Origin of the sequence: Bacillus sp. ISL-78, from assembly GCF_018613455.1 — a bacterium.
Lineage (GTDB): Bacteria > Bacillota > Bacilli > Bacillales > DSM-1321 > Peribacillus > Peribacillus frigoritolerans.
The window spans coordinates 82,019-105,586 of record NZ_JAGGQC010000022.1 but is presented as its reverse complement, the minus strand read 5'-3'; the positions used below and the strand labels follow the sequence as shown (position 1 = coordinate 105,586).

The following is a 23,568-nucleotide window of genomic DNA, read 5'->3' as shown; positions in this document are numbered from 1 at the left end:
CTTCCAAGGTGAAATTTTGAATTACTTGAAATATGGTAACGGCAGTGGTTTAAACTGCCGTTTGTTGTATAAACAATTAGCATGAACTTCGAACGATGGGTTCGGGGGCAAACCGATAAGTAATGTACGGGGCCTGATCCGAATTGGTTATCCGGTTCAATAGTAACTCAGCTGTTTTAATTCCCATTTGCTGAATGGGCTGTCCAATTGTCGTGATGGATGGTTCATAAAACTCCGTATAAGCGACATCATCAATGCTGACAATCGCCACTTCCCCAGGAATCGAGATTTTTTGCTTTTTCAAATAGCTAAGGATTTCACGTAATACTAAATCATTTCCTGCCACTATGGCTGTCGGTGGTTTTTCTGCATCGAATATCCGGGCCAATTTTTCTTGAATTTGGTTTCTGGGTAAAGAATGAATATCATCCTCCCTTACTTCCAATTTATGAGATGCCATCGCTTTTTTAAATCCTTCGATTCTCTCCAGCCTTGGTGTGATCGGGATATCAATCGGTAAGGTTAAAAATGCAATGTTTTCGTGTCCTTTTTCAGCCAGCATGGAAACAGCTAAAAAGATTGCAGCATGATTATCTAAAAGAACGGAATCGGAAGTTACCCCATCAACTAATCGATCGACGAATACCATTGGAATGGCATGATCGATCAAGTAATTATAGACTTTAAAATCATTTCCTACCGGAAAGATGATGATTCCGTCCACTTGCGTAGAAACGAGCAAATCAAGGTATTCTTTTTCTTTCTCTGGATCATCGGCAGAGTCACATATGAATACTTTCATGCCATGCTGCTGAAGCTGTTCTTCTACGGTACGAATGATTTCAGTGGATAAAGTATGTAAAATATTAGCTACGAGTATGCCAATGACTTTTGTTTTTTTCACTTTTAAATTCCGGGCATTATCATTGGGACGGAAGTCAAGTTCTTGGATGACTTGCTCGATTCTGTCCTTTGTTTCAGCACTCATATAACGAAAACGCTGGTTAATATATTGAGAAACCGTACTTTTGGAAACGCCGGCCTTCTCAGCAACATCTGATATGGTAGTTTTCTTTTTTTTCATGATGCTCTCCTAAAGGATATTATTTCTTGAACTAGAACGGGATACCTTCATCATAACAAAGGAGCATGACGATTCCAACGCCATTTACCTGATTTTGTTAAACATTGGATGTAAGAAACACCCTAAGCACTTTGGCTAAGGGTGTTAACCTTAAACTATTGTTTTACATATCTTGATCAGAAGATTAACGAACGAGCCAGCCTCCATCAACTGCGAGGATATGGCCATTCATATAGTCAGAGGCCTTGCTGGCAAGAAAAACGACAGTTCCCATGACATCAAAGGGTGTTCCCCATTTTTCAGCCGGGATCCTTGAGAGAATGTCTTTGTTTCTTGACTCATCTGCACGAAGCGCGGCAGTATTGGCCGTTTCAATATAACCTGGGGCAATCGCGTTTATTTGAATGTTTTTAGACGCCAATTCATTAGCGAAGGCTTTAGTCAGCCCGGCAACGCCATGTTTACTCGCAGTATACGCGGGAACGAACTTGCCTCCTTGGAAGGTGAGCATCGAAGCGATATTTATGATTTTCCCGCTGCCTTGTTCAACCATTTCTTTGGCAACGAGCTGACTGAGAAAATACAAGGAGTTAAGGTTAATGTCCATTACTGCATTCCAATCCTCGTCTTTATATTCCAATAAAGGGGCACGGCGAATCGTTCCTGCATTATTAACAAGGATATCGATTTTTCCGTATGCATCAAGACAGCCTTTTACAACTCCTTTAAGGCTTTCCTTATTCGTAAGCTCCGCCTGATAAAATACAGCTTTTTGCCCGGTCGTTTCGATTAAATCCTTTGTTTCCTGCCAATTATCACCATGAGCAACGATAAACAGATCTGCACCCGCCTTTGCTAATGCAACCGCATACCCTTGGCCCAATCCGGTATTTCCTCCTGTTACGATGGCAACTTTCCCTTTTAAACTGAAAAAGTCCATTGAAAAATCCAGTAAACTCATCTTGTTTCCTCCATCCCCATATGGATTAATAAAACACTCTAGTCTTACTTCATATCTGAAATAGGAAAGGTATCCATATCTTCATATGTATAATTCTCTCCGGCCATTGCCCAAATAAATGTGTAGTTGCTTGTAGCGGAACCACTATGTATGGACCATGGAGGTGAAATGACAGCCTGTTCATTTTTCATGACAATATGCCTTGTTTCATCGGGTTCACCCATCATGTGGAACAAAACGGCATCATCTGCCAAGTCAAAATACATATAAACTTCCACTCTGCGGTCATGGACATGAGGGGGCATGGAGTTCCAGACATTTCCTGGAGCCAATTCGGTCATTCCCATACACAGTTGGCAGCTTTGGATTCCTTTTTCATGAATCATTCTGCGAATCGTCCGCTTATTTGCCGTTTCCTGTGATCCCATTTCATCACCTTGCACTTCCTTGAACGCTACGTGTTGAATAGGGTAGTTTTTATGTGCCGGAGCAGAGGCTAAATAAAATTTAGCAGGTTCGGAGTCTGAGTCACTAATGAAAATCAGCTCCTTACAACCTAATCCTATATATAGACAATCACGATTTTCAAGGGGATATACTTTCCCGTCAACTGAGATCCTTCCTGATCCCCCTATATTAAATACCCCTAATTCTCTTCGTTGAAGAAAATAATCAGCTTTAATGAAATCATGACCCTCAAGCTTAACCTCTTTAGAAACAGGTTTGATTCCTCCTATGATGATCCTGTCATCAAGGGAATAGCATAAAGAAACGTCGTCATCGAGAAATAATTTTTCCACTAAAAAATTTTCACGGATTTCACTTGTATCAAAGTGTTTGGCTTGTGACGGATGAATGGAATAACGTTTTTCCATATGCATATAAATAACCTCCTAGTTTAGTAAAACGGTTTATCGTTAGGTTGAAAAATGTTAACGTTACCAATATTTAAAATATATCTAATGTTTTCCAAATAGTCAATATTAATAGAAAATTTTAGTAGTTTATCAGTAAAATAGATGGAAAATATGCAAAAAATAATATAAAAATTAGTATTGTTAATAACTGGTTTATATGATAATCTGATTTCATCCAAAAGAAAGCGCTTTCTTGTAGTGTTGGTTTACTAAACCGAAATAAACATTTTTCAGGAGGAATTGGGAATGATAGATTTAGATGTGATCACCTTTGGGGAACCGATGAACATGTTCTATGCAAATGAAGTAGAGGCTTTACATGAGGCTAAATCCTTTTCCCGAGCGATTGCGGGAGCCGAATCAAACGTAGCCTGCGGATTGGCACGTCTTGATTTAAAGGTTGCTTATATGACGAAACTTGGCAACGACAGTTTCGGTAAGTTCATCATCGGAGAATTGAATAAAGAAAAAGTCGACACGACAGGTATCCGTTTTACAAGTGATCACCCGACAGGAATGCTCATTAAATCTAAAGTGCATGCCGGAGACCCGGAGGTGGAATACTTCAGAAAAAATTCAGCTGCTTCCACTCTGAATATCGACGACCTCTCAGAAGAGTATTTTCGGCAAGCTAAACATCTGCATGCAACAGGTATCCCATCCGCATTATCCGAAAGCTGCCATGAATTTACCGTTGCTGCCATGAAACTTATGAAGAGCCAAGAGAAAACGGTTTCATTTGACCCGAATTTAAGGCCTAACTTATGGCCGGATAAACAAAAAATGGTGGAATGCATTAATGAGCTTGCTTATATTTGTGATTTATTTCTTCCAGGCATGTCCGAAGCGGAAGTTTTAACAGGACTCCGAACACCTGAGGAGGTGGCCGAATTTTATTTGAATAAAGGAGTTAAAATGATTGTCATCAAGCTTGGAGCAGAGGGAGCTTATTATAAAAATGCCAATGAAGAAGGGTATGTTAAAGGATTCGTACCGGAAAAAGTCATTGATACGGTAGGTGCAGGCGATGGTTTCGCAGTCGGTGTGATCAGCGGCTTGCTTGACGGGAAATCCACGCTGGAAACCGTTACTCGGGGCAATGCGATTGGCGCCCTTCAAGTCATGGCTCCCGGTGATATGGATGGCATGCCCAGCCGGAAAAAATTGCAGGACTTTATTGAAAGCCAGAACGAACTATTAAATGTTGAATGATCGATAACTGCAGCCAGTTAACTCCACAACTAGACTTCCAATTACAAATATTCATAAATTTGATAATGAAGTGGAGAGATTGTGATGAGAATAAAAGCCGCAATAGAAAAAATCCCTGGTGGCATGATGGTTGTCCCGTTGTTCATAGGTGCTTTGATACATACTATTTTTCCTGACACGGCAACCTTCTTTGGCGGATTTACAGGTGCCATGCTAACAGGTACCGCATCGATATTAGCCGTCTTTTTCTTTTGTGTCGGAGCTACTATAGATGTCAAGCAATCCGGGTATATTGCAAGAAAAGGATTTACATTGCTTTTCGGTAAAGTCATATTTGCGGCATTATTGGGATATGGTGCAGCTTTGCTGCTTCCGGAGAATGGGATTCAAACCGGTATCTTTTCCGGTCTTTCGGTATTAGTGCTGATAGCGGCTTTTAATGAAACGAATGGCGGTCTTTATACCGCACTCATGACAAAATTGGGCAGAACGGAAGATGCTGCGGCATTCCCGTTCATCAGTATTGAAAGCGGACCGTTCTTCACGATGATCATCCTCGGTGTTGGAGGCCTTGCAACGTTTCCATGGCAAACAATTGTCTCCACATTGATTCCGTTTGCAGTCGGGATGATTGTAGGGAATATCGATAAAGAATGCCGGGAATTCTTTGGACAGGCCGTACCGGTCCTTATCCCGTTCTTCGCATTAGCTCTAGGATTCGGGTTGGATTTTGGCATGATCGTAAAATCCGGATTCATGGGTATTTTAATGGGCGTTGCAGTCGTCTTCCTGTCCGGAGGCGTCTTATATCTACTGGACCGTTACGTTACTGGCTCCGATGGTGTTGCTGGGGTCGCCGCTTCTTCAACGGCGGGTGCCGCAGTTGCCGTACCTTTCATCATCGCCGAGTTAAACCCGCAATTCGCTCCTGTTGCAGAATCGGCAACAGCAATCATCGCGACAAGTGTATTGGTGACGGCAATCCTGACACCGATGCTCACGATGTGGGTTGCAAAGAAACAGGAGGAAAGAGGCATTCCGCAGCGAAGGGGCATGAAACCAACTATTTTGAAAGATCAAAATGTGGCTTCCATACAAAAAGCGAAATAAAACAAATGAAATGTAAGCGTTATCCAAAAAAGCAACTGGGGTTATTATCCCGGCTGCTTTTTTGTGATGCATGCACATTATGTTAAAATAAGGAAAAAGTAAAACGGAATGGAAACGCGAATTCCTATTAAGGAGGCTTTCATGAGAAAGGTCGAGGTCGTACCATATAAGAAAGAATGGTCCAAGCTATTTCAGGATGAATGCCAAAAATTAGAGGATATTTTCGGGCCTGAAATGATAGAGTTATACCATATAGGCAGTACGGCCATCCCGGCCATTCATGCCAAGCCTGTAATAGATATTTTGGCAGTGGTGAAAGATGTGGAATGTGTGGCTGACTTTAATAAAGAGATGGAAGAGATGGGGTATGATTTCAAGGGGGAGAACGGAATCGCCGGCCGACGTTTTTTTAGTAAAGGCGGGGATGAGAGGACGCACCATATTCACATGTTTCAAAAGGGACATGAAGAAATAGGCCGACACCTCGCTTTTCGGGATTATTTGCTATCACACCCTGATGAAGCACAAGAGTATAGTAGGCTGAAGCAGCGCTTGGCAGCGGAATTTCCAGATGATATTAAAGGATATGTAAACGGGAAAAATAATTTTATCAAAAAGGTTGATGAAAAAGCGAAACATTGGGCAAAGCGTGGTGATCTTCATGCTAATGAAGTGGATTAAATGCCAAGTGAATGAGGAAAACAAGCGTTCATTTTCAAAAGCACAAGTGGGATGGGGACAGTTGCGCCATTGTGCTGGCTTCATCGGTCAAATCGGAGGGTGGAATAGAAATGAACCCTGTGAAGCAGGCGTTCTCTCCGTTTGGAAAGATCTCCATGCCTATCAAAGTTTCATGCAGCATCAGCATGATGAAATTTTCGCCAAGAGTGACCAAGGAAGTACGTATACAAATATTTCTGTCGATATATTCGAGAGTATATCCAATATAGGAACAACGGACATTACGGATTATAAGGGAAAATTACTACGAGTGGCTGAATGTTCTGTTGAAAATGTTAAACGAGCCCGTTTTGAGCAGGTGCTAAAAGGCGCAGGGAACAGGGGGATGATACCGGGCATGCTGTCAGGCGCATTCGGTAAAAGGCAAAACGGCAAATATCTGGCCGCATCATTATGGGACAATGAAGATTCACATCAACGGTATGCGGATAAGGATTTGCCTGCACTGATAAACGACCCCGGAGTGGAAGATTCAACCCAGCGAATTTCAGTAAGTTTAATTGAATTGCATCCAAAGTGGGCGGTCATTTAGAATCAAACATTATCAATCTATCAATTTGAATAATCTATGGCGTTTTGGACTGTTGCTTTCTTAATCGAATGGCTCTAAATACACTTTCTACAGAAGGGGATAACAAATGAAACTATATTATGATTCACAGTATATCAGGGGCATCTGCCTCAATAGAGACAGAATATCTTCTTATGACCATTTTCCTCTTGATCTTCCTGTTATCAGGCACCTTCAGGAAGTTGCTTTTCATCCCAGTGTTACCTATGTCATCGGGGAAAATGGAATGGGGAAGTCCACCTTGCTTGAAGGTATTGCGATTGCGTATGGCTTCAATCCCGAAGGCGGAACGTTGAATTTCAATTTTTCCAATTATGATTCCCATTCCAATTTGGACGAGTACCTCCGTTTGAAAAGAGGCGTATACAAACCGAAGGATCATTTTTTCTTTAGGGCGGAAACCTTTTATAATTTAGCTACGAATATAGAGGAATTGGACAGGGAGTCATCGTTTGGGTCGAAGATCATCGATTCCTTCGGTGGAAAATCACTACACCAGCAATCTCATGGGGAATCGTTTTTTTCTGCTTTTGTAGAACGATTTCAAGGTGATGGATTGTATATCCTCGATGAACCTGAAGCTGCATTGTCGCCATTGAGACAAATATCGATGCTGGCCAGGATAAATGAGCTTGTTCAACAAGGTTCCCAATTCATCATTTCCACCCATTCCCCGATCATCATGGCCTACCCGGATGCTAAAATCCTCCAAATTTCAGATGAGGGAATGAGTGAGGTGACATTAGAGGAGTCCAATCACTATTTGTTAATGAAACAGTTTTTCGAAGATAAAGATCGGCTGCTTCATCATCTATTTCAATGAGATTTTAGCATCCCCATGAAAAGCAACTGAGGACAAACCCCGTCTGCCCTGCGCATACGGGGTTTTCATTTTTTTGGAATTCTTTGTTGACAGCTTAGGTGTATTATGGGTATAGTACATCTATAAGGTGTATGAACCACTTAGTACATACACGCATATCAGGCTTTTTTTTAATAAATAGGGGGTGGTTTTAATGAACGTAAATACCCGGGAACCGGTATATCTGCAAGTCGTTAGGCATTTCAAAGAACAAATAGCCATTGGTAATTTCGTGGCGGGGCAGGAAATTCCCTCCAGAAGAGAACTGGCGGCTTCACTCAATATAAATCCCAATACCGCTCAAAAAGCGTATAAAGAAATGGAGGAACAGGGCTTGATTCATACAGAACGAAATTTCCCCAGTCAAATCACGACGAATGAAACGATTTTACAGGCTGTAAGGCAGGAATTGATTTTGGCAGCCGTCGATACGTTTGTCGATGCGATTCGTCCGATTAATGTACCGGTTGATGAACTGCTTCGTGTGGTTAAAGAAAAATACTCGGAAGAAATAAGGGAGGAGGAAGAAAAATGATAGAAGTAAAAAAGATCTCCAAGAATTATGGACGGAAAAAGATCTTGGATGATGTTTCATTTACAGCCAATAAAGGGGAAGTCACTTGTCTGATCGGGATAAATGGTGTCGGTAAAACGACTACACTCAAAGCGATCATGGGCTTGACGCCATATAAAGGTGAAATCCTGATCGATGATCAAAAGATGACAAAGGAAAGTTATGAAAAAATCACCTTCATTCCGGACGCACCGACCATGCTTCCGCAAATGACCATTAAACAGGCCATGGTTTTCATGTCGGATTTCTATACGTCCTGGAATCCGGAAAGAGCTAACCAGCTAATGGGGTTTTTCAAGCTTAAAGAGGAGAATCGCATTTCGGAATTGTCAAAAGGAAATACAGCTAAGCTCAACCTGATGCTTGGTTTGTCCCTTGACGTCGATTATGTACTGATGGACGAACCATTTTCGGGAATCGATATGTTTAGCCGCGAGCAAATTGCCGATGTCTTTGCGAGCCACCTGATTGAAGATAGAGGAGTCATCATCACGACCCATGAAATCGGTGATATTGAACATTTGATCGATAAGGTCATTTTATTGGATAACGGTTCAGTGCTTAAAGAGTTCAATACAGAAGAAATGCGGGAAGAGGAAGGGAAATCGGTAGTCGATGTAATGAGAGAGGTGTATCAATCATGATGCGATATATAAAACTAGTGAACTTTGAAATCAACCGTTTCAGTAAAATCTATCTTAGCTTATTGTTGATCACCTTGGTTTCGCAATTTGCCGGAGTGATCATCGTAACGAAGAGCCTTCTTAATGATGCCAAGGATATCATGAAAGAAGAAAGACTATCTGAAGCAGCTTATATTACCAATTATGGAGGCATTGATTTTACCCATATCGCCAATAGCCTCTTGTTTGTAGGACCGATAGCGCTGTGTGCGGTTGCCCTTATTTTTTACATTTTCCTTATTTGGTATCGTGATTGGTTTGGAAAGAATACGTTCATTTATCGTCTGTTGATGTTACCGACATCCAGATTATCGATCTACCTTTCAAAAGCTACGGCCATCTTCCTGATGGTATTAGGATTGATTGCTTTCCAAATCATCATTTTACCTATGCAAAATGCACTATTTAATTCGAATGTGCCGGAAGCGCTCTTGAATGAAATGTCAATTTCTACTATCACGATAGCCAATCCGATTTTGTCATTGATCATCCCAAGCACATTCACGCAATTCCTGATTTCCTATGGCATCGGTCTTATGATCATGTCGATACTATTCACGGCGATCATGTTTGAAAGAAGTTTCCGCATAAAAGGAATCATAATGGGCTTGTTATATTGCGGAATCGCTGCGGTGTTGTTTTTAGCTCCACTTTTCGTAATGGAATTTGGGAATTTCTATTTCTATCCTAATGAATTATTTGGCCTGCTGCTCGCATTAGGAATCATTTTGACAGGCTTATCGGTTTGGCTTGGTGCCTGGTTATTTAAAAATCGCGTGACCGTATAACAACTTTAAAGGAGAGTGAACAAGGTGAAACGTTATTTATGCAGCATCATTATTGGAATGGTTGTCATCTTAAGCATCGGGACCTATTATGTCAAATTTTCCTCCGCTTCCAGCCTTCCAAAGTATACGTTCAAGACACTGGAAGGCAGCGATAAAGAGCTTGATCCGGTAATCATACATGCTACGCTTGAAAATGGTTCTTTTTATGAACCATTAACATTTGAATCCAATACAACCACATATGCCAGCGAAAGGTCTTACTTGGAGAACTTAACTGGAAGACAGGATCATCAAATTGAAAGATTAATAAAAGAACATCGTTCGTTTATGCGTGGCAAGGATTCCATTAGTTCTTTATATAAAGATGATGATTTTCTCGCTTACGCTTGGGTGAATAGCGAATATACAAAGAGCGGGAATATGGAAGCGGAGTTTGATATCGGTTTACTGGAGAAGAAGGACGAAGAGGAAACTTCTTTCCAAGTTGAACTTCCGAATCAAGGGAGAATCATGAATGTTGATGTCAGGGATGTGCAATTGGTCCATTCAAAACTACAGGTTTTAACGATGAATGATGTGAATTCCAACAATGAGAAAGAGACGAAAGAGGTTCATCTGTATACGATCGATGTAGCCAATAAAAAAGTCTTGAGCGATAAAACCCTTGTATCTGAATCCTTTACTTACCCTAATCAAGTTGATTTTGAGATGCCAACTGATGTTGCTCCCTCCCAGCCAAACAACATGGTATTCTTTTCGTTAATTAAAGGGGTAAATCATGAGGATGGCTTTGAGGAAAAACTAAAGGAAAGCAAGCTTTTATCTTATAATTATGAAACGGAAAAATTAGAAACGGTTAAAAAAGGATCGCTGAGCCTGGACATGGAAAGATCAGGATATGCAGACGTAAAAAACCTTTATACAGTTGAAATGAAATCAGGTAAATACCGCATTAAAACGTTTGATCTCAGCAGTCAAACATTAACGAATGACACGGAACTGGATTTAGCTGCTAATAAAAAGGAACAAGTTTTCGCTGCCATTAAGAACGGGCGTGTGTACTTCCTATTAGGGAACGAAGTGGATCAAGACGTTTTAACATACAAGCCTGCCAAACTTCTGATTGCAGATATAAAGACTGGAAAGACTTTATATAAAGGTGAAACAGTCATGAATAAAAAGAACAGCAAAAGTTTTGGACTTTTTATCAATGACTTGGAAGTAAAGTAAATACCTACTATCTATAAAGCTTTAAATGAAAAAGGGATATCCCCCAATGGGATATCCCTTTTTCATTTAAATGGAAGCCAAGTTCGTTCTGGCTGTACGTTCCTTCTTGCCGTGCAAGAAGTAGTAAAGGACGGAGGTCAAGATGACCACAACGCCCAAGATGACATAAAGTGTGCTGTAACCTGTTACCGGAATGATGAATCCCAGAATATAAGGGCCGAATCCAAGTCCTGCATCAAGCATGATAAAGAAGGTGGACGTTGCCATCCCCATTCGGTGAGGCGGTGTCAGTTTAACGGCAATCGCCTGAGAGCTTGATTGCATATTACCGAATCCAAGGCCAATGAGGAAACCTGCTGCCAGTAAAGTGAAACTATTGGTTGTCATACTTAGAAGCAGCAAGCCGACTCCGAAAATAATGAAAGCCGGATACATGATGAAGTTCGATCCTTTCCGGTCCATCAATGGTCCTGAGAAAGGACGTGATAGCAATACGGCTACTGCGTACACTACAAAGAAGAAGCTTGCCGTATTGACCAGATCGATTTCGATGGCATAGAAACTGATGAAAGAAAGGACACTGGAATAACAGAAAGCCAATAACAGAGTGATGATGGAAATGGGCAGTGCCTTAGGTTCAATGAAATTGGAAAGCTTGAATCCTTTGCTTTCCGTAACTTTTGCCGTCACTTTCAATGCCGGGACATACAGGAAGAATGCTGTAATCAGGGAGATCACCCCTAAAGCCAGGCAGAAGCTGAAAATGACTTGGAAGCTTGTATGTTGGGCCATATAAAGACCGATGAAAGGACCGATAGCCGTCGCAAGTGTTGCGCTCATGCTGTAATAGCCGATGCCTTCACCCTTTCGTGTCGCCGGAATGATCTGCGCAACGATCGTGCCTGTCGCAGTACTTGCCATCCCCATTGCCATCCCATGGATCAGGCGGTTAACAAGCAGGAAGCCGATTCCAAGGTCCACGAAATAAAGAATTGTTGTCAAAGTGAAAAAGATCAAACCTATGAATAACGTTTTCTTGCGGCCGATTGAATCAATGAAACGGCCAATGAACAGGCGTCCGATCAACGTCCCGATAATAAAAATTCCCGATATGAGTCCGGCTTCACTTGTAGAAGCATCCAATTCATTAACAGCATAGATGGCAAGTGTCACCATCAGTAAATAAAAGATTAATGTTATGAAAAAATTGATGGACGAAACGATGACAAAGTCCTTCGTCCACAGTCTGGTTCTGGATTGATCCATGTTATTATCTCCTTACTTTATAATGTTATTTCTAATTTCGCCCATGATGCGTATGGCAGCGAGTTGCTCCTCTTCCGTGATCCCCTTCAATATCTCCTGTTCATATTGATCGATTGTCACACGGACTTCGCTGTAGACCTTTTTGCCAAGCTCCGTAAGCCGCATCCTTTTCTCGCGTTTATCTTTGCTTGGCACATGCTCGACATACCCCAGCTCTTCCAAGCGGGCAATGGTCCTCGTAATCGTGGGTTTCTCCACGCTTTGGTAATTGGCAAGCTCGACAAGCGTCGCCGAACCATAATTGTTCAAGTAATACAAAATGGACCATTGAGCCCTGTGTAAATCATGCTTGTTCAGCTGGATATTAAGATTATTTTCAAACGGCCGGTACAGCAGCAATAATTGCTGAAAGAATTTTTGGAAAGTCTTTATCAGAAACACCTCTTATCAATATATGGTTATCTTGAGTAATTGTTACCCTAGGTAACTATAATACCAAATTTAATCCCTTCTGTCCACTCGGATTTGTTATTGTTATTTTGAAAAAATAGGGGAGGAACGGCAGAATTCACGAGTAAAAGCCGGAAACTCACGAGTAAACACTCCAAAAAGCGATCATAAGAGGAGGGTGACAGGATATCTTCAACATATTGAGCTGTATGTTCCAAATTTAAAGAGGAGCATTGATTTTGGGGGCTTGTTTTTGGACGAGCTGGGCTATGAGCCATTTCAGGAGTGGGAAAGCGGGAGGAGTTGGAGAATGGGTGAGATGTACATGTTTTTTATACAAGCGGAAACAAGGTTTCTCGACATTCCCTAACATAGGGGACGTGTGGGTCTTAACCATTTAGCTTTTTACGCCGCTTCCCGGCAACAGGTTGATGAAGTTGCCAGGAAAGTTAAGGGGGGGAGTTACCACCATTAACGCCGATAAGCATCCATTTGCAGGCGGGTAGGATCATTATGCTGTATATTTCGAAGATCCAGATCGGATGAAGGTCGAACTCGCGGCCCCTTAACAATAGTTGGCATAGCTATAACCATTATTTCCACCTTTCCCATTCTCAGGTTCGGGCTCTGGGCCAAGTGAAAAGGCCTCGATCAATATGAATGCTCCGAAAACCTGGGTCCAGCTGCCTAGTAGAAGGATATGTTCTCCCACCCGTACTTTTTCTTTTAAAATAAAAATATTTCCGACGGATTCCAAAAAAGAACCGGCTGCAATGAGGCCATTTCCCTTGATCTCAAATGGTGAAATGGCCTCATCAGTCAGCGTTGCCCCAAACGTTTCAAAGGCGGCACCGAGGCCTTGGATTCCACTGCCGATTGCATCGGTTCTCGTGCCTTCCTCCACTGAACCACTCAATTGCATATCTATTCCAACTACATTTGCGGTATTACCAATGGCCTCAAGCCAATTGCCGAATATGAAGTAGGATTGCGAACGTTCGTTTTCCGGGTTCAGCATTTTTGAACGGCCGATCGCTTGCAGGGAATTTGCAACGGCTTCAATGCCATTCCCTTTGAGGATGAGATCTTTTCCGAGATTAGTGCTCGTTAAAGTTTGCCGGGTTTGCCCGATTGCACCAACAAGAGTGCCGATGCCGAGTAACCATGCTGCTGAAATAAGGAGGTCATCTCCATTTCCATGAGTGATCATATCTTAAACGCTCCTTATAAGTGGTTAGATTATATTATTCAGGAAACAGTGTTTGTTTACTTAATGCTTTATCACTTTGGGCTTTGGTTGTAAGTTACCCATTTATTGGTATAATGACAACTGGAGGAGATGATATTGACTTTTAACAATTTTTTGCAAATGATTATCGCAGCACTTTTCTTTATGGTTTTTACGTTTTGTACCTGGTATGAAGGAAGCGAAATTCTGGATAGACCTTGGGAATGGAAGCATTCCACGCATTTCACACACGTAAGTGATGAACAGGCGATAGAAGCAGATGATATTTCGAATTTCGATCATTTCGTGTATGCCGCAAAATTCAAACCGTTATTTCCATCTCTTATGGTCCTAGCCGCATCGTACTTAATCATTCTTACGGGATATATCCTGTTCCAAAGAAGGATTAAAAAGATGGCCCTATTCTTGTTGGGATTCGGTGTCCTCTTTCTATTTTCAAGCGGTTATGTATCCAATTCCCCGACTGTTGGAGGAAATATCTTTCAAGCATTTTTTCTGATAGGCGGAATCATAGCGATAATGGCTGCAGCTATCTATTATTACCGGATGCCAAGAGGGTTCAATACGCTCATGAAGTAAGCAAGCTGCCGATGAGGCAGCTTTTTTTGTGCAAATTGTTGACACAAAATAACGAAAAATAATAGTCATTTACGCGAAATTCTTAGATTGAACTTCACTGTAATGTAGTTTATAGTTAAGTCGAAATTTAGTGGACCAGTTGTTATAATACCGGCGATGAACCCTATCGATTGGATAAACCAGTGATTGAAGAATAAAGCGAAAAGGTGATAATATGTCAGCCAAAACCAAAATTGAACAGCCAAAGATCCCCCAAGACTTAACACAAGCGAACTTTCAGGAAATATATTTTCAAGATGAGCCTTATCTTGAGTCCCGTATCATAACCAACTGCACGATCGATAGAGAAAAAATGGACAAAATCGTGTTATCACAAGTTGTTTTTAAAAATGTGACATTCAGTGATGTATCATTCAGGAATATCGAGCTGACGGATGTCATCTTTGATCATTGCGATTTAACGAATGCCGATTTCATGGGCGGCTCGATTCATCGTGTGGAATTCAAAGAGTCCAAACTTTTAGGCATTAACCTTTCTGACGCAAGCTTAGGGAATGTCTTCTTTGAGAATTGCAACCTGAATTTAAGTGCCTTTGGTTATTCCAGTTTAAAGCAAGTGAGGTTCGATCATTGCTCATTGGAAAGTGCTGATTATTATGAGTGTAAATTCATTAAAGTGAAGTTTGAAACATGCAGATTAAATGAAGTGAACTTTTCCCGGACACCCCTCAAGGGAATTGATATTAGCAGTTCTACATTTCAAAGGATTACCGTATCCCCCGAAGATTTAAAAGGATGCGAAGTTTCCCCGGACCAAGCGATAGTCTTTGCAGCCATGCTTGGACTGAAAATTAAAGAGTGAACCTTTCAATAAGGCTGAAGCGAGGGACCACCGAATTTGGCGGTCCTTTTTGAGTGATTTGTAGGGCAGAGTGAGTAGAAGTATATAGGTTTTGAAAAGCACGGAATCTTTGCACAAACGCAGTATTTATTTACAATATTTGTTAAGTGGAAAGGGGACTGGAAGTTGATTATCAATAAGGTCACTTTGTATAGTCATGCCTGGAATGAAATGCGGAATTTTTATATTGATGTGTTAGGGTTTGAGCTACTATCGCAAACGGATGGTGCTTTTGAAATTAAGGCAGGGGAAAGTGTGCTTGAAATCAAAAAATATCATCACAAAGAAAAGCCTTTTTACCATTTTGCCATGAACATTCCGACCAATTTATTTATTTCGGCAAAAGCATGGGCGAAATCAAAAGTGGAATTGACCAGGGAAGAGGATGATGACGAGGTTTATTTCAGCTTTTTAGACGCAAAGTCTTTTTATTTTTTAGACCCTTCAGGCAACATTGTCGAGTTCATATCTAGATATTCCGTATCGACCGAATCCGCGGCTGAGTCTTTTTCAGCTCAAAACGTCCTGTGCATCAGTGAAATAAACATTACGACAGATGAAGTCAGGGCCTTGGGGAATCGGTTGATCAGCAATGGTGTACCTGTTAGGAATGGTGAAGCGATAAGAGAAGATGGATTGAATTTCATGGGTGAACATGAAGCAGGTTCGTTTTTACTTCTAGGTCCAAGGAAACGGCGTTGGATTTTCTCGGATAAAGAGTCGGAAACCTATCCGCTTTCGCTAGTCATAAATCAGCATCTATATATTTCATTGGATGGCGAAGGATGTATGGAATTGAAAAAGATGGAATGATGTAGATTTATATATTGGCAATAAAGCAGGAGCGGGCTGCCTGTCATTGATGTATTTCCTATGATGGTTTTGTCATCGGGATTGTAAAAGAATGAATAAAGAATAATCTCCAATAATAACAAGAAGAAGGTAATTTATGCTGAACATGATAATTATCCTATTAAGTTACTTAATAGGTTCCATCCCATTTGCTTTGGTCATCGGGAAATTATTTTACAGTACCGATATCCGCGGATATGGGAGTGGAAATCTTGGTGCAACTAATAGTTTTAGGATTTTGGGCAAGACAGCAGGGACGATTGTAGCATTTGCTGATTTATTGAAAGGTATCATAGTCTGCGTACTCCCGATGGCGCTGCATTCGAACGTTTCCCCTGCACTATGCGGCTTACTTGCAATAATTGGCCACGCCTTTCCTGTTTTCGCGGGATTTAAAGGGGGAAAGGCTGTGGCAACATCGGCGGGAGTGTTTTTATTTTTAACCCCATTAGGTACATTCATTGCTTGCATGGTATTTCTCATTAGTTTGCTATCTTCAAAATATGTATCTCTCAGTTCGATGCTGGGGAGCATTTCCATATTGATATACAGCTTATTTTTTGAAGGCAGGCTTATCATTGCACTCTCATCATTTATTTGTTTATTCGTCATCATTTTGCATCGGGAAAATATAAAGAGAATCTGTAAGGGAACGGAAGCAAAAGTAGGCAGGACCTATAAATAGCAGGAAATGAATTACATGCAGATGTTATGGTTCTCTCAATATAGTGAATATTGCACCATAACCTAAGGAGCAAAGCCATGAAAAAAAGAAGTTTATTGATAGCGGTGGGAGTGATCGTTTTTGGGATCATTGCCTCGATAGCATTGTTTAGTAAGAAGTTCGGCTGGGTATCTGATAAGTTTGGTGTTTCCTGGCAGCTTACTCTCCCAATGTGAATGAAATGAAAAGGCCACTGGATAGTGGCCTTTTTATTGCCCTTCTTCTGATCACCACATCACCGAAAAGATTCCTGACAGTGAATTGATCATTTTCTATCTTTTCATTGATGAAAGTAGTGAATTCATTTCGAGGGTTTCTTCTTTCATTAACGAGAGATTTGGACACAAAGAAAACAAGGCGTCATATCCGGGCAAGAGTTAGATGCTTTTAGGATAAACCGTTTGTGCTGTGAAGGAATTAATTATATATTAATCCTTGAGTACATTAATTCATGGATTAAAGTATGATGATAAGAAAAGCCCGGAGGAGACAATCATGAAAAATATCAATACAGAACAAGAATATCGTGAACAAATCAACCAAGAGGGACTGACGGTCGGGATTTTTACGACTACATGGTGCCCGGACTGCAAACGTTTAGACATGTTCATCGATGAGATCACTCAAGAACATCAAGACAAACAGTGGTTTACAATCGATCGTGACGAGTTCCCTGAGATTTCCGAAGAGCAAACGGTAATGGGAATTCCATCACTATTAGTATTTAAAAATGGGGAAAAGGTTGCGCACCTGCACAGTGCGAATGCTAAAACTCCAGAAGCGGTCAATGAATTTCTAAAAGACCTATAAAAGACCTGAAAATGTGAACCCCTTATTGTGCTGTAATGAGGGGTTTATTTTTTTTTAAAAATTTTTCTGGAAATGACTTGATTTCTAAGGTGAAACGGGTTTTAATTATAGATACCGAACATCCATTATGGATATGTGATATCTACATACATACTGAAAGAGGTGAAATGATTTGCAATTAACAAAAGGGGTCGAGCAAGCTATATGCATCATCGTTATACTCTCCACCCAGGATAAAAATGTCCCGCTTTCGTCAAATGAGATCAGCAGGCGATTAGAGGTGTCTCCTTCGTATTTGAAAAAAATCATAAGGAAATTGGTCGTAAAGCAGTTAATCACTTCCGTTCCAGGTAATAACGGCGGCCTTACTCTTGCCAAAAGTGTAGATAAGATTAAAAACCTTGAAATTATTGAGGCGATGGAAGGTCCCATTTCGATGTTTCCGGATACAGGACTTATAGAAAAAGCGTTTAAAGATGGAGAGTATGCAGAGAAGGGAATGGACGTCCTTCGTCGGATGTTTTCTCGGGCGGATCAACTTTTAATAGAGTTCTTTTCCAGCCAAACAGTGGCGGATTTGCTTAAAGAAAGCTTTGGCACCACGGACATACCGACCCTTAATTGGAATACCGCGTCATTGAGTGATGTACTGCGTGAAAAGAAAGGTGAAAAGAAGTGAATATGCTTAAACAAGAATGGAAGCTTTTCCTTACGAATCGAAAATTGGTCGGTGTCGCAATCGTTTTACTGTTCGTCCCGATTATTTATGGGGGGTTATTCCTTAGTTCCGCTTGGAATCCATACGGAAATACAGGCAAATTGCCTGTTGCAGTCGTGAATAAGGATGTAAAGGCGGAATATGAGGGGAAAACCTTAACAGTCGGTAATGAGCTAGTCGAGCAATTAAAGGACAATGATGATTTAGAATGGCATTTCGTAACGGAAAAAGCGGCGAAAAAAGGGTTTGATGATGGTACATATTATATGGTCGTCACCATTCCGGAGGACTTTTCAAAAAATGCTTCTACCGTCATGGATGATGAGCCTAAAAAAATGAATCTGACGTATGATGTGAATCCTGGACGCAGTTTCGTTTCTGAAACGGTCGGGAAACAGGCAACCAATAATTTGAAAACGGAAATTGCCGAAAGTGTCACAAAAGAATATGCGGAAGCGATCTTCTCCCAACTGGATGAAATCGGAGAAGGATTCGGCGATGCGGCAGATGGGGCATCAAAGCTGGATGACGGTGCAAAAAAACTGCATGATGGAAACAAAGAAGTGACGGAAAATCTGAATAAGTTAGCTTCGAGCACATTAACTTTCAAAGATGGAGCGAATAAACTCCAAGTGGGCGTTGGCGAGTTTTTGGAAGGAGCCAACAAGCTTGAAAGTGGCGCGTCGGAATTGAATAAGGGTATTTCACAATATACCTCCGGTGTCGGTCAGTTGCAAAAGGGTGCGAACGAACTCGCATCAGGCACAGGGGAATTAACTAATAATAGTGAAGCACTTATACAAGGTTCTTCCCAGCTTTCCACTGGGCTGGCCAAAGTGGTTCCAGGAGCGCAAACTTTGAATACTGGATTGGCACAAGCGCAAACAGGCAGTGCGAATTTGAATGATGGGTTGAATCAATTATCACAAAATGCAAGCCAGCTGACGGATGAATCGACAGGAATTCCAAAATTGGCAGCAGGTCAGCAGAGTTTAAATGATGGAATCAATAAACTGGCAGGAGGAAGCCAGGCACTAAATGACGGCCTGAAAAAAATGGATGGTCAATTGCCCGGAGAAGAACAGCTGGATCAGCTTAAGCAAGGACTGACAAGCATTCAAAGCGGTGTAAATCAATTGCAAGAAGCGGTTCCAGCAGGAAGCAGCGCGTCCGGTACCGTATCCGGCATTACCGAAGACCTCAATAACAGTCAAGCGGCGTTAACGGAACTTCAATCAGCGATTGCGAATAATGGTCAGAGCACGATCAATGCCGTTCAAAACACGGAAGCCTTCAAAAGCATGACCAGTGAACAGCAATCAGAAGTAATCGGAGCCATTCAAAATGAACTTCAAAGCCAGGCGGAGGCACAAAAACGGATCGCATCGGCTCTTGCTGCAAGTGTATCAGACTTATCAACGCAATTAACGGATAAGGTAATGCCTGTATTGAATGGATTAGGGCAGCTTCCGGAACAAGTGGCCCATTTAAATAATGCGGTGAATAAAGTCAATCCAAACGCCGTTTCAGCGTTAAACGGATATACGTCAATAAGGAACGCACTGGAAGAACAATTGATTCCTGGTGCAACCCAATTAAATGGCGGCTTGAATGAAGCTGTAGAAGGCAGCAATCAATTAACGGCGGCAACGCAAAGTTTAAATGAACGGACACCGGAATTAGTGAAGGGGATCAACCAGTTAGCACAAGGCGGTTCCTCGTTGAATAATGGTCTTTCAAAACTAACTGAGGGATCTGGTCAATTGGTTGATGGAGTTTCACAACTGCAAGCAGGTTCATCCTCCTTTGGGAGTGGTCTTGAGAAGTACGCATTTGGTGTTAGCCAAGTTGGCGAAGGGGCAAGCAAACTGGCTAATGGGGCCAATCAACTGGATGCCAACTCATCGGCCTTGAACGAGGGCTCATCAGCACTTGTTAAAGGAACTGAACAATTGGCAGGCAATCTGCCTACTTTGAGCAATGGGGTCATCCAGCTTGCTGATGGCGCGGGTAAGATCAATGAAGGTTCATCAGCCCTTGCTGAAGGTTCCGGTAAATTGGGTGAGGGAATCTCCTCACTTCAAGATGGAACGGTCGAGCTTTCGGAAAAACTCAGTGATGGTGCAAAAGAAATTAGTGAAAATAAAACAACTGATGATAATTACAGCATGATTGCTGAACCGACACAGGTCAAAGAACAAAAAAGCAGTGACGTGCCGAATTATGGTCATGCACTGGCTCCTTATGTCTTGTCTCTAGGGTTATTTGTTGGAGCCATTGCCTTCAATATGGGATTCCCGACAGGCTTGCCTTCTACTAGGCCTACATCAGGAGTGGCATGGTGGTTCAGTAAATTTACGGTCCTATTCATCCAAGCGACCCTTTCTGCATTAGTGTTGGATGCAATCATGATTTGGGGAATGGACTTACAGGTCGAGAACATGGGGCAATTCATTGGGGTTTCCATACTGACTTCCCTAACGTTCATGTTCATCGTTACCTTCTTGACCGTAGGATTTGGAAATCCAGGTCGTTTATTGGCAATGATATTCCTTGTATTACAGCTAGGTGCAAGCGGAGGAATGTTCCCTGTGGAACTGACAAATAACTTCTTCAGTCATGTTCACCCGTTCATTCCGATGACATACTCTGTCATGGGCTTCCGCCAGGCGATGAGTACGAGCCTTGGGGCGGATGCATTGACAGCAAGTATAGTGTTCCTTACTGGATGCATCATTGTCTTTAATCTTCTGCTATTGCTAACGATGGTCATCAAGAAGCGAAAAGCACATAATATTGAGATGAATGCATAAACAAAAACCCCCGGTGCAATGCGCCGGGGGTTTTTTCATTAGGCTGTTTTCGTATACTTTGTTGCAATTCACCAAGTAATGCCGTGTGGTTGATTTCCCCTCCAATGCTCGCTTTCCGCGGGGCGGGCGGTGAGCCTCCTCGGCGGGAACGCCTGTGGGGTCTCACCTGCCCCGCTGCTCCCGCAGGAGTCTCGCACTTCCGCTCCAATCAACCTTAAATCGTTTCGTTTTAAAAACAACAATCTTTATGAAAAGAGCTTTTCATTATGATGGTTCATTCGTGTCCTTTTCTTTTTCGATGACTTTCAATCCATTTTCCCCTGAATTTTCAATCACATGTTTAAGGATGGATAATTTGTTATCCCAGAATTGATCGTAAAAAGAAAGCCACTGTTTTAATTCCGCTAAAGGTTCCGGCTGAAGCCGAAAGCGTTTCTCTCTTCCTACCTTGCGGCCACTGACCAATTCAGCTTCAGAAAGGATATGAAGATGCTTGGCAATCGCCGTACGGCTCATGGAAAAGTGAGAAGTGATTTCTGAAATGGGTAAATCCCCTTCAGCAAGCAATTGCAGGACCTTTCGGCGGGTTGGGTCGGCGATAGCCTGAAATACATCATGTTTTTCTGATGCAGACACTTAGCCCTCAACAGCCTTTTTAAGACCTTGATTAACGATCTGTTCCCAGCCATGATTCATTCTATCGCGAATCACTGAGCTTTTTTCGTTCGGTTTCGGAAGAATCGTATCCGGCTCTTTCCAGCCGCCATGAATAAGGGTGAACTCCGTTTTGCCATCCACTTCTTTTAAAAGGAAGGAAATGAACCAACCGTCCGTATCCCAACTGAATGAAAGGCGATGAGGAGCATCTAACTCCGTTACCTTACAAGGAGATGGGCCGAAGGGTGATTGCACATGGAACTCATGTCCCACTTTCGGTTGAAAATCATTTGGCATGAACCATGAAGCTATACCCTCTGCAGTGGAAACTGTATCCCAGACTTTTTGGATAGGTGCTTCAAGAATAACCATCTTCTTGATATCCTGTAATGTATTTTCCATACTGATTCTCCTTTTAAGTGAAAATATGAAACCAATTGGTTTTGCTTTGTTGATTATATAAAACCTTTTGGTTTCATGTCAATAATTTGTTTCAAGCGATTCCTTTTTATTCATTGCAGGAGGCTTAATTTCCCAACTCTTCGATTTGTTTTGCCAATCCCGTTATATTATCGATTGATTTCATTATCTCTGAATCTTCCAATGCCTTAGGATCAATTTGGCCCTTTTCAATATTATTCAGATATAATTCAATTCCATCTGAAAGCTGCTGATTTGAGCTGACGATCTTCTCATGGATGCCTTCAGCGATTTGGGGTGGTTCAGTTGCATTGAATTCTTCAATCTCCGTTTTCATCAATTCCAGTTCTTTTTCAAGATTTGCTCTTGTTTCGGCATTCGTGATGGCGTCCTGTGACATGGCGGGAACCTCATTGGCAAAATCCTGAACGGTATTTACATACTCCGTCGCATCATCTGCATACTCCAATGATGAATTGACTTCTTCTAATGCTGAACATCCGCTTAATGTAAGGATGGACAGCAGAGCAATGGTCATTATTTTTTTCATATGTGCCTCCAATGTGATTTTTTTATAGTAAGGATCAGATGGGCAGAAATCTTTTTTTATAAATTGCAGCAATGGAATTGAGTATGAAGCTGGGAATCTTCTTCGGAAAAAACGACTTCGAATAGAAAAGGTGAAAAGCACTTTTCAAGTCGTGCCACTGATTACAGGATTTCACCTGTTTAAACCTTGCAACGTCGATGATCTTCACCTTTTTTTCAGAAGTGATGAAGATGTTTCGTAAGTGGATATCCGAAGGGTTCAATCCCTCTTTCCTTGCCAATTGCAACGCATGGTCAATCTCCGCAATGTTTTCTTCCGTAATCGGGATTCCCAATGTTAAACATTCAAAAAGAGTGTTGCCTTCAATGTGATCTATAACCAGGTAATTTATCCCCGCATCATATAGGGTTGGATAGTATTCGATGGATTGGACGGTTTTGTATATTTCAGCTTCAACTTTAGCTGTGTGAGTATGATCCGGGAAAAACACTTTTAGTGCCTTATTGGTGGAATGTATTCGGAAAACATATGCGCTTCGGCCTTTTCCGATCAGTGATAAAGATGGGTCGGCATCGAGCAATACATGCTTTTTATCATCGGAAATCTTAACGCTTTGAGCTAATTCATTATAGTTCTGCATACTTTTCACCTCTATTGTGCAATTTTTCGAATCAAAAAAGACGGTATAACCGATTATTGGTCATACCGTCTTTAAATTAAAAGACCTCACCAAATAATCGGCAAGGTCTTGCAAACAACTAAATCAGTTGCCAATAAAGCCGAGGATTCAATCCTGTACTGACGACTTTATTGTATAGCTACTCCCCTTAACAGAAGGATTCTTAT

General features: G+C 41.5%; 27 protein-coding genes and 1 pseudogene. 18 read left to right on the top strand and 10 right to left on the bottom strand.

The window, feature by feature from the left end:
• Positions 1-76 precede the first annotated feature (76 nt).
• The 3 genes from J7I96_RS19820 to kduI all read right to left on the bottom strand — a co-directional run bounded on the left by J7I96_RS19820 (position 77) and on the right by kduI (position 2,920).
• Entirely contained in the window at positions 77-1,084 is a 1,008-nt protein-coding gene (locus tag J7I96_RS19820) for a LacI family DNA-binding transcriptional regulator (RefSeq protein WP_214925173.1), read from the bottom strand.
• 184 nt (positions 1,085-1,268) lie between these two features.
• On the bottom strand, positions 1,269-2,045 hold the full coding sequence (kduD, locus tag J7I96_RS19815; RefSeq protein ID WP_034310689.1) for a 2-dehydro-3-deoxy-D-gluconate 5-dehydrogenase KduD: 777 nt from the start codon (positions 2,043-2,045) through the stop codon (positions 1,269-1,271).
• A gap of 44 nt (positions 2,046-2,089) precedes the next feature.
• The gene (gene kduI, locus J7I96_RS19810) at positions 2,090-2,920 is read right to left on the bottom strand and encodes a 5-dehydro-4-deoxy-D-glucuronate isomerase (protein ID WP_214770490.1); all 831 of its coding nucleotides are present in this window, start codon (positions 2,918-2,920) and stop codon (positions 2,090-2,092) included.
• 288 nt (positions 2,921-3,208) lie between these two features.
• Between kduI and J7I96_RS19805 the strand changes: the two genes are divergently transcribed.
• The 9 genes from J7I96_RS19805 to J7I96_RS19765 all read left to right on the top strand — a co-directional run bounded on the left by J7I96_RS19805 (position 3,209) and on the right by J7I96_RS19765 (position 10,733).
• Entirely contained in the window at positions 3,209-4,174 is a 966-nt protein-coding gene (locus tag J7I96_RS19805) for a sugar kinase (RefSeq protein ID WP_251029208.1), read from the top strand.
• Between the two features lie 84 nt (positions 4,175-4,258).
• Entirely contained in the window at positions 4,259-5,284 is a 1,026-nt protein-coding gene (locus tag J7I96_RS19800; protein WP_214925171.1) for a 2-keto-3-deoxygluconate permease, read from the top strand.
• Positions 5,285-5,425: 141 nt separating this feature from the next.
• The gene (locus J7I96_RS19795) at positions 5,426-5,965 is read left to right on the top strand and encodes a GrpB family protein (RefSeq protein ID WP_214925170.1); all 540 of its coding nucleotides are present in this window, start codon (positions 5,426-5,428) and stop codon (positions 5,963-5,965) included.
• Positions 5,952-6,557, top strand: coding sequence for a YdbC family protein (locus J7I96_RS19790; RefSeq protein ID WP_214925168.1), 606 nt, complete (start codon positions 5,952-5,954; stop codon positions 6,555-6,557). Before J7I96_RS19795 ends, J7I96_RS19790 begins: the two co-directional genes overlap by 14 nt.
• A 106-nt stretch (positions 6,558-6,663) precedes the next feature.
• Positions 6,664-7,419 (top strand): AAA family ATPase, encoded by a 756-nt coding sequence (locus J7I96_RS19785; RefSeq protein WP_214925166.1) that lies wholly within the window; start codon positions 6,664-6,666, stop codon positions 7,417-7,419.
• Positions 7,420-7,612: 193 nt separating this feature from the next.
• Positions 7,613-7,993 carry a GntR family transcriptional regulator gene (locus J7I96_RS19780; RefSeq protein WP_034310706.1) on the top strand — a complete coding sequence of 127 codons (381 nt, stop codon included), beginning with the start codon at positions 7,613-7,615 and terminating at the stop codon, positions 7,991-7,993.
• A complete protein-coding gene (locus tag J7I96_RS19775) occupies positions 7,990-8,676 on the top strand; it encodes an ABC transporter ATP-binding protein (RefSeq protein ID WP_214770415.1) in 687 nt (228 codons plus the stop codon). The genes J7I96_RS19780 and J7I96_RS19775 overlap by 4 nt, the downstream gene beginning before the upstream one ends.
• Entirely contained in the window at positions 8,673-9,503 is an 831-nt protein-coding gene (locus J7I96_RS19770; protein ID WP_214770413.1) for a hypothetical protein, read from the top strand. Before J7I96_RS19775 ends, J7I96_RS19770 begins: the two co-directional genes overlap by 4 nt.
• Positions 9,504-9,527: 24 nt before the next feature.
• The gene (locus J7I96_RS19765) at positions 9,528-10,733 is read left to right on the top strand and encodes a hypothetical protein (protein WP_214770411.1); all 1,206 of its coding nucleotides are present in this window, start codon (positions 9,528-9,530) and stop codon (positions 10,731-10,733) included.
• A gap of 66 nt (positions 10,734-10,799) precedes the next feature.
• On the opposite strand, the gene J7I96_RS19760 is transcribed toward J7I96_RS19765, so the two are convergent.
• Complete coding sequence (locus tag J7I96_RS19760) at positions 10,800-11,999, bottom strand: MFS transporter (protein WP_214770408.1); 1,200 nt, start codon at positions 11,997-11,999, stop codon at positions 10,800-10,802.
• A 12-nt stretch (positions 12,000-12,011) separates the two neighbouring features.
• Positions 12,012-12,431: a MarR family winged helix-turn-helix transcriptional regulator gene (locus tag J7I96_RS19755; RefSeq protein ID WP_048686687.1), complete on the bottom strand. Its 420-nt coding sequence runs from the start codon at positions 12,429-12,431 to the stop codon at positions 12,012-12,014.
• Between the two features lie 196 nt (positions 12,432-12,627).
• On the opposite strand from J7I96_RS19755, the pseudogene J7I96_RS28110 reads away from it, so the two are divergent.
• Positions 12,628-13,018: pseudogene (locus tag J7I96_RS28110) on the top strand (VOC family protein).
• Here J7I96_RS28110 and J7I96_RS19750 read toward each other — a convergent pair.
• Positions 13,015-13,659, bottom strand: a complete 645-nt coding sequence (locus J7I96_RS19750; protein WP_214770406.1) for a DUF6944 family repetitive protein — start codon at positions 13,657-13,659, stop codon at positions 13,015-13,017. The pseudogene J7I96_RS28110 and the gene J7I96_RS19750 sit on opposite strands and share 4 nt — an antisense overlap.
• Positions 13,660-13,794: 135 nt before the next feature.
• On the opposite strand from J7I96_RS19750, the gene J7I96_RS19745 reads away from it, so the two are divergent.
• The 8 genes from J7I96_RS19745 (at position 13,795) to J7I96_RS19710 (ending at position 21,095) form a co-directional block, all read left to right on the top strand.
• Positions 13,795-14,277, top strand: coding sequence for a DUF4306 domain-containing protein (locus J7I96_RS19745; protein WP_214770404.1), 483 nt, complete (start codon positions 13,795-13,797; stop codon positions 14,275-14,277).
• A gap of 214 nt (positions 14,278-14,491) precedes the next feature.
• Positions 14,492-15,139 (top strand): pentapeptide repeat-containing protein, encoded by a 648-nt coding sequence (locus J7I96_RS19740; protein WP_214770402.1) that lies wholly within the window; start codon positions 14,492-14,494, stop codon positions 15,137-15,139.
• 165 nt (positions 15,140-15,304) lie between these two features.
• Positions 15,305-15,991, top strand: a complete 687-nt coding sequence (locus J7I96_RS19735; RefSeq protein ID WP_214770400.1) for a VOC family protein — start codon at positions 15,305-15,307, stop codon at positions 15,989-15,991.
• Positions 15,992-16,127: 136 nt separating this feature from the next.
• On the top strand, positions 16,128-16,715 hold the full coding sequence (plsY, locus tag J7I96_RS19730; RefSeq protein ID WP_214770398.1) for a glycerol-3-phosphate 1-O-acyltransferase PlsY: 588 nt from the start codon (positions 16,128-16,130) through the stop codon (positions 16,713-16,715).
• Positions 16,716-16,792: 77 nt separating this feature from the next.
• On the top strand, positions 16,793-16,930 hold the full coding sequence (locus J7I96_RS19725; RefSeq protein ID WP_214770396.1) for a VOC family protein: 138 nt from the start codon (positions 16,793-16,795) through the stop codon (positions 16,928-16,930).
• 271 nt (positions 16,931-17,201) lie between these two features.
• The gene (locus J7I96_RS19720) at positions 17,202-17,564 is read left to right on the top strand and encodes a thioredoxin family protein (RefSeq protein ID WP_371748549.1); all 363 of its coding nucleotides are present in this window, start codon (positions 17,202-17,204) and stop codon (positions 17,562-17,564) included.
• Positions 17,565-17,736: 172 nt separating this feature from the next.
• Positions 17,737-18,243, top strand: a complete 507-nt coding sequence (locus J7I96_RS19715) for an Rrf2 family transcriptional regulator (protein WP_063574903.1) — start codon at positions 17,737-17,739, stop codon at positions 18,241-18,243.
• A 2-nt stretch (positions 18,244-18,245) separates the two neighbouring features.
• Entirely contained in the window at positions 18,246-21,095 is a 2,850-nt protein-coding gene (locus J7I96_RS19710) for a YhgE/Pip domain-containing protein (protein WP_251025181.1), read from the top strand.
• A 264-nt stretch (positions 21,096-21,359) separates the two neighbouring features.
• On the opposite strand, the gene J7I96_RS19705 is transcribed toward J7I96_RS19710, so the two are convergent.
• From J7I96_RS19705 to J7I96_RS19690, 4 genes are all read right to left on the bottom strand, one after another.
• Positions 21,360-21,731 (bottom strand): ArsR/SmtB family transcription factor, encoded by a 372-nt coding sequence (locus J7I96_RS19705; RefSeq protein WP_048686677.1) that lies wholly within the window; start codon positions 21,729-21,731, stop codon positions 21,360-21,362.
• Positions 21,732-22,160 (bottom strand): SRPBCC family protein, encoded by a 429-nt coding sequence (locus J7I96_RS19700; RefSeq protein ID WP_214925303.1) that lies wholly within the window; start codon positions 22,158-22,160, stop codon positions 21,732-21,734.
• Between the two features lie 118 nt (positions 22,161-22,278).
• A complete protein-coding gene (locus tag J7I96_RS19695) occupies positions 22,279-22,722 on the bottom strand; it encodes a DUF6376 family protein (RefSeq protein ID WP_054399099.1) in 444 nt (147 codons plus the stop codon).
• Between the two features lie 34 nt (positions 22,723-22,756).
• Positions 22,757-23,362, bottom strand: coding sequence for a protein kinase family protein (locus tag J7I96_RS19690; RefSeq protein ID WP_214770388.1), 606 nt, complete (start codon positions 23,360-23,362; stop codon positions 22,757-22,759).
• Between the last annotated feature and the right edge of the window lie 206 nt (positions 23,363-23,568).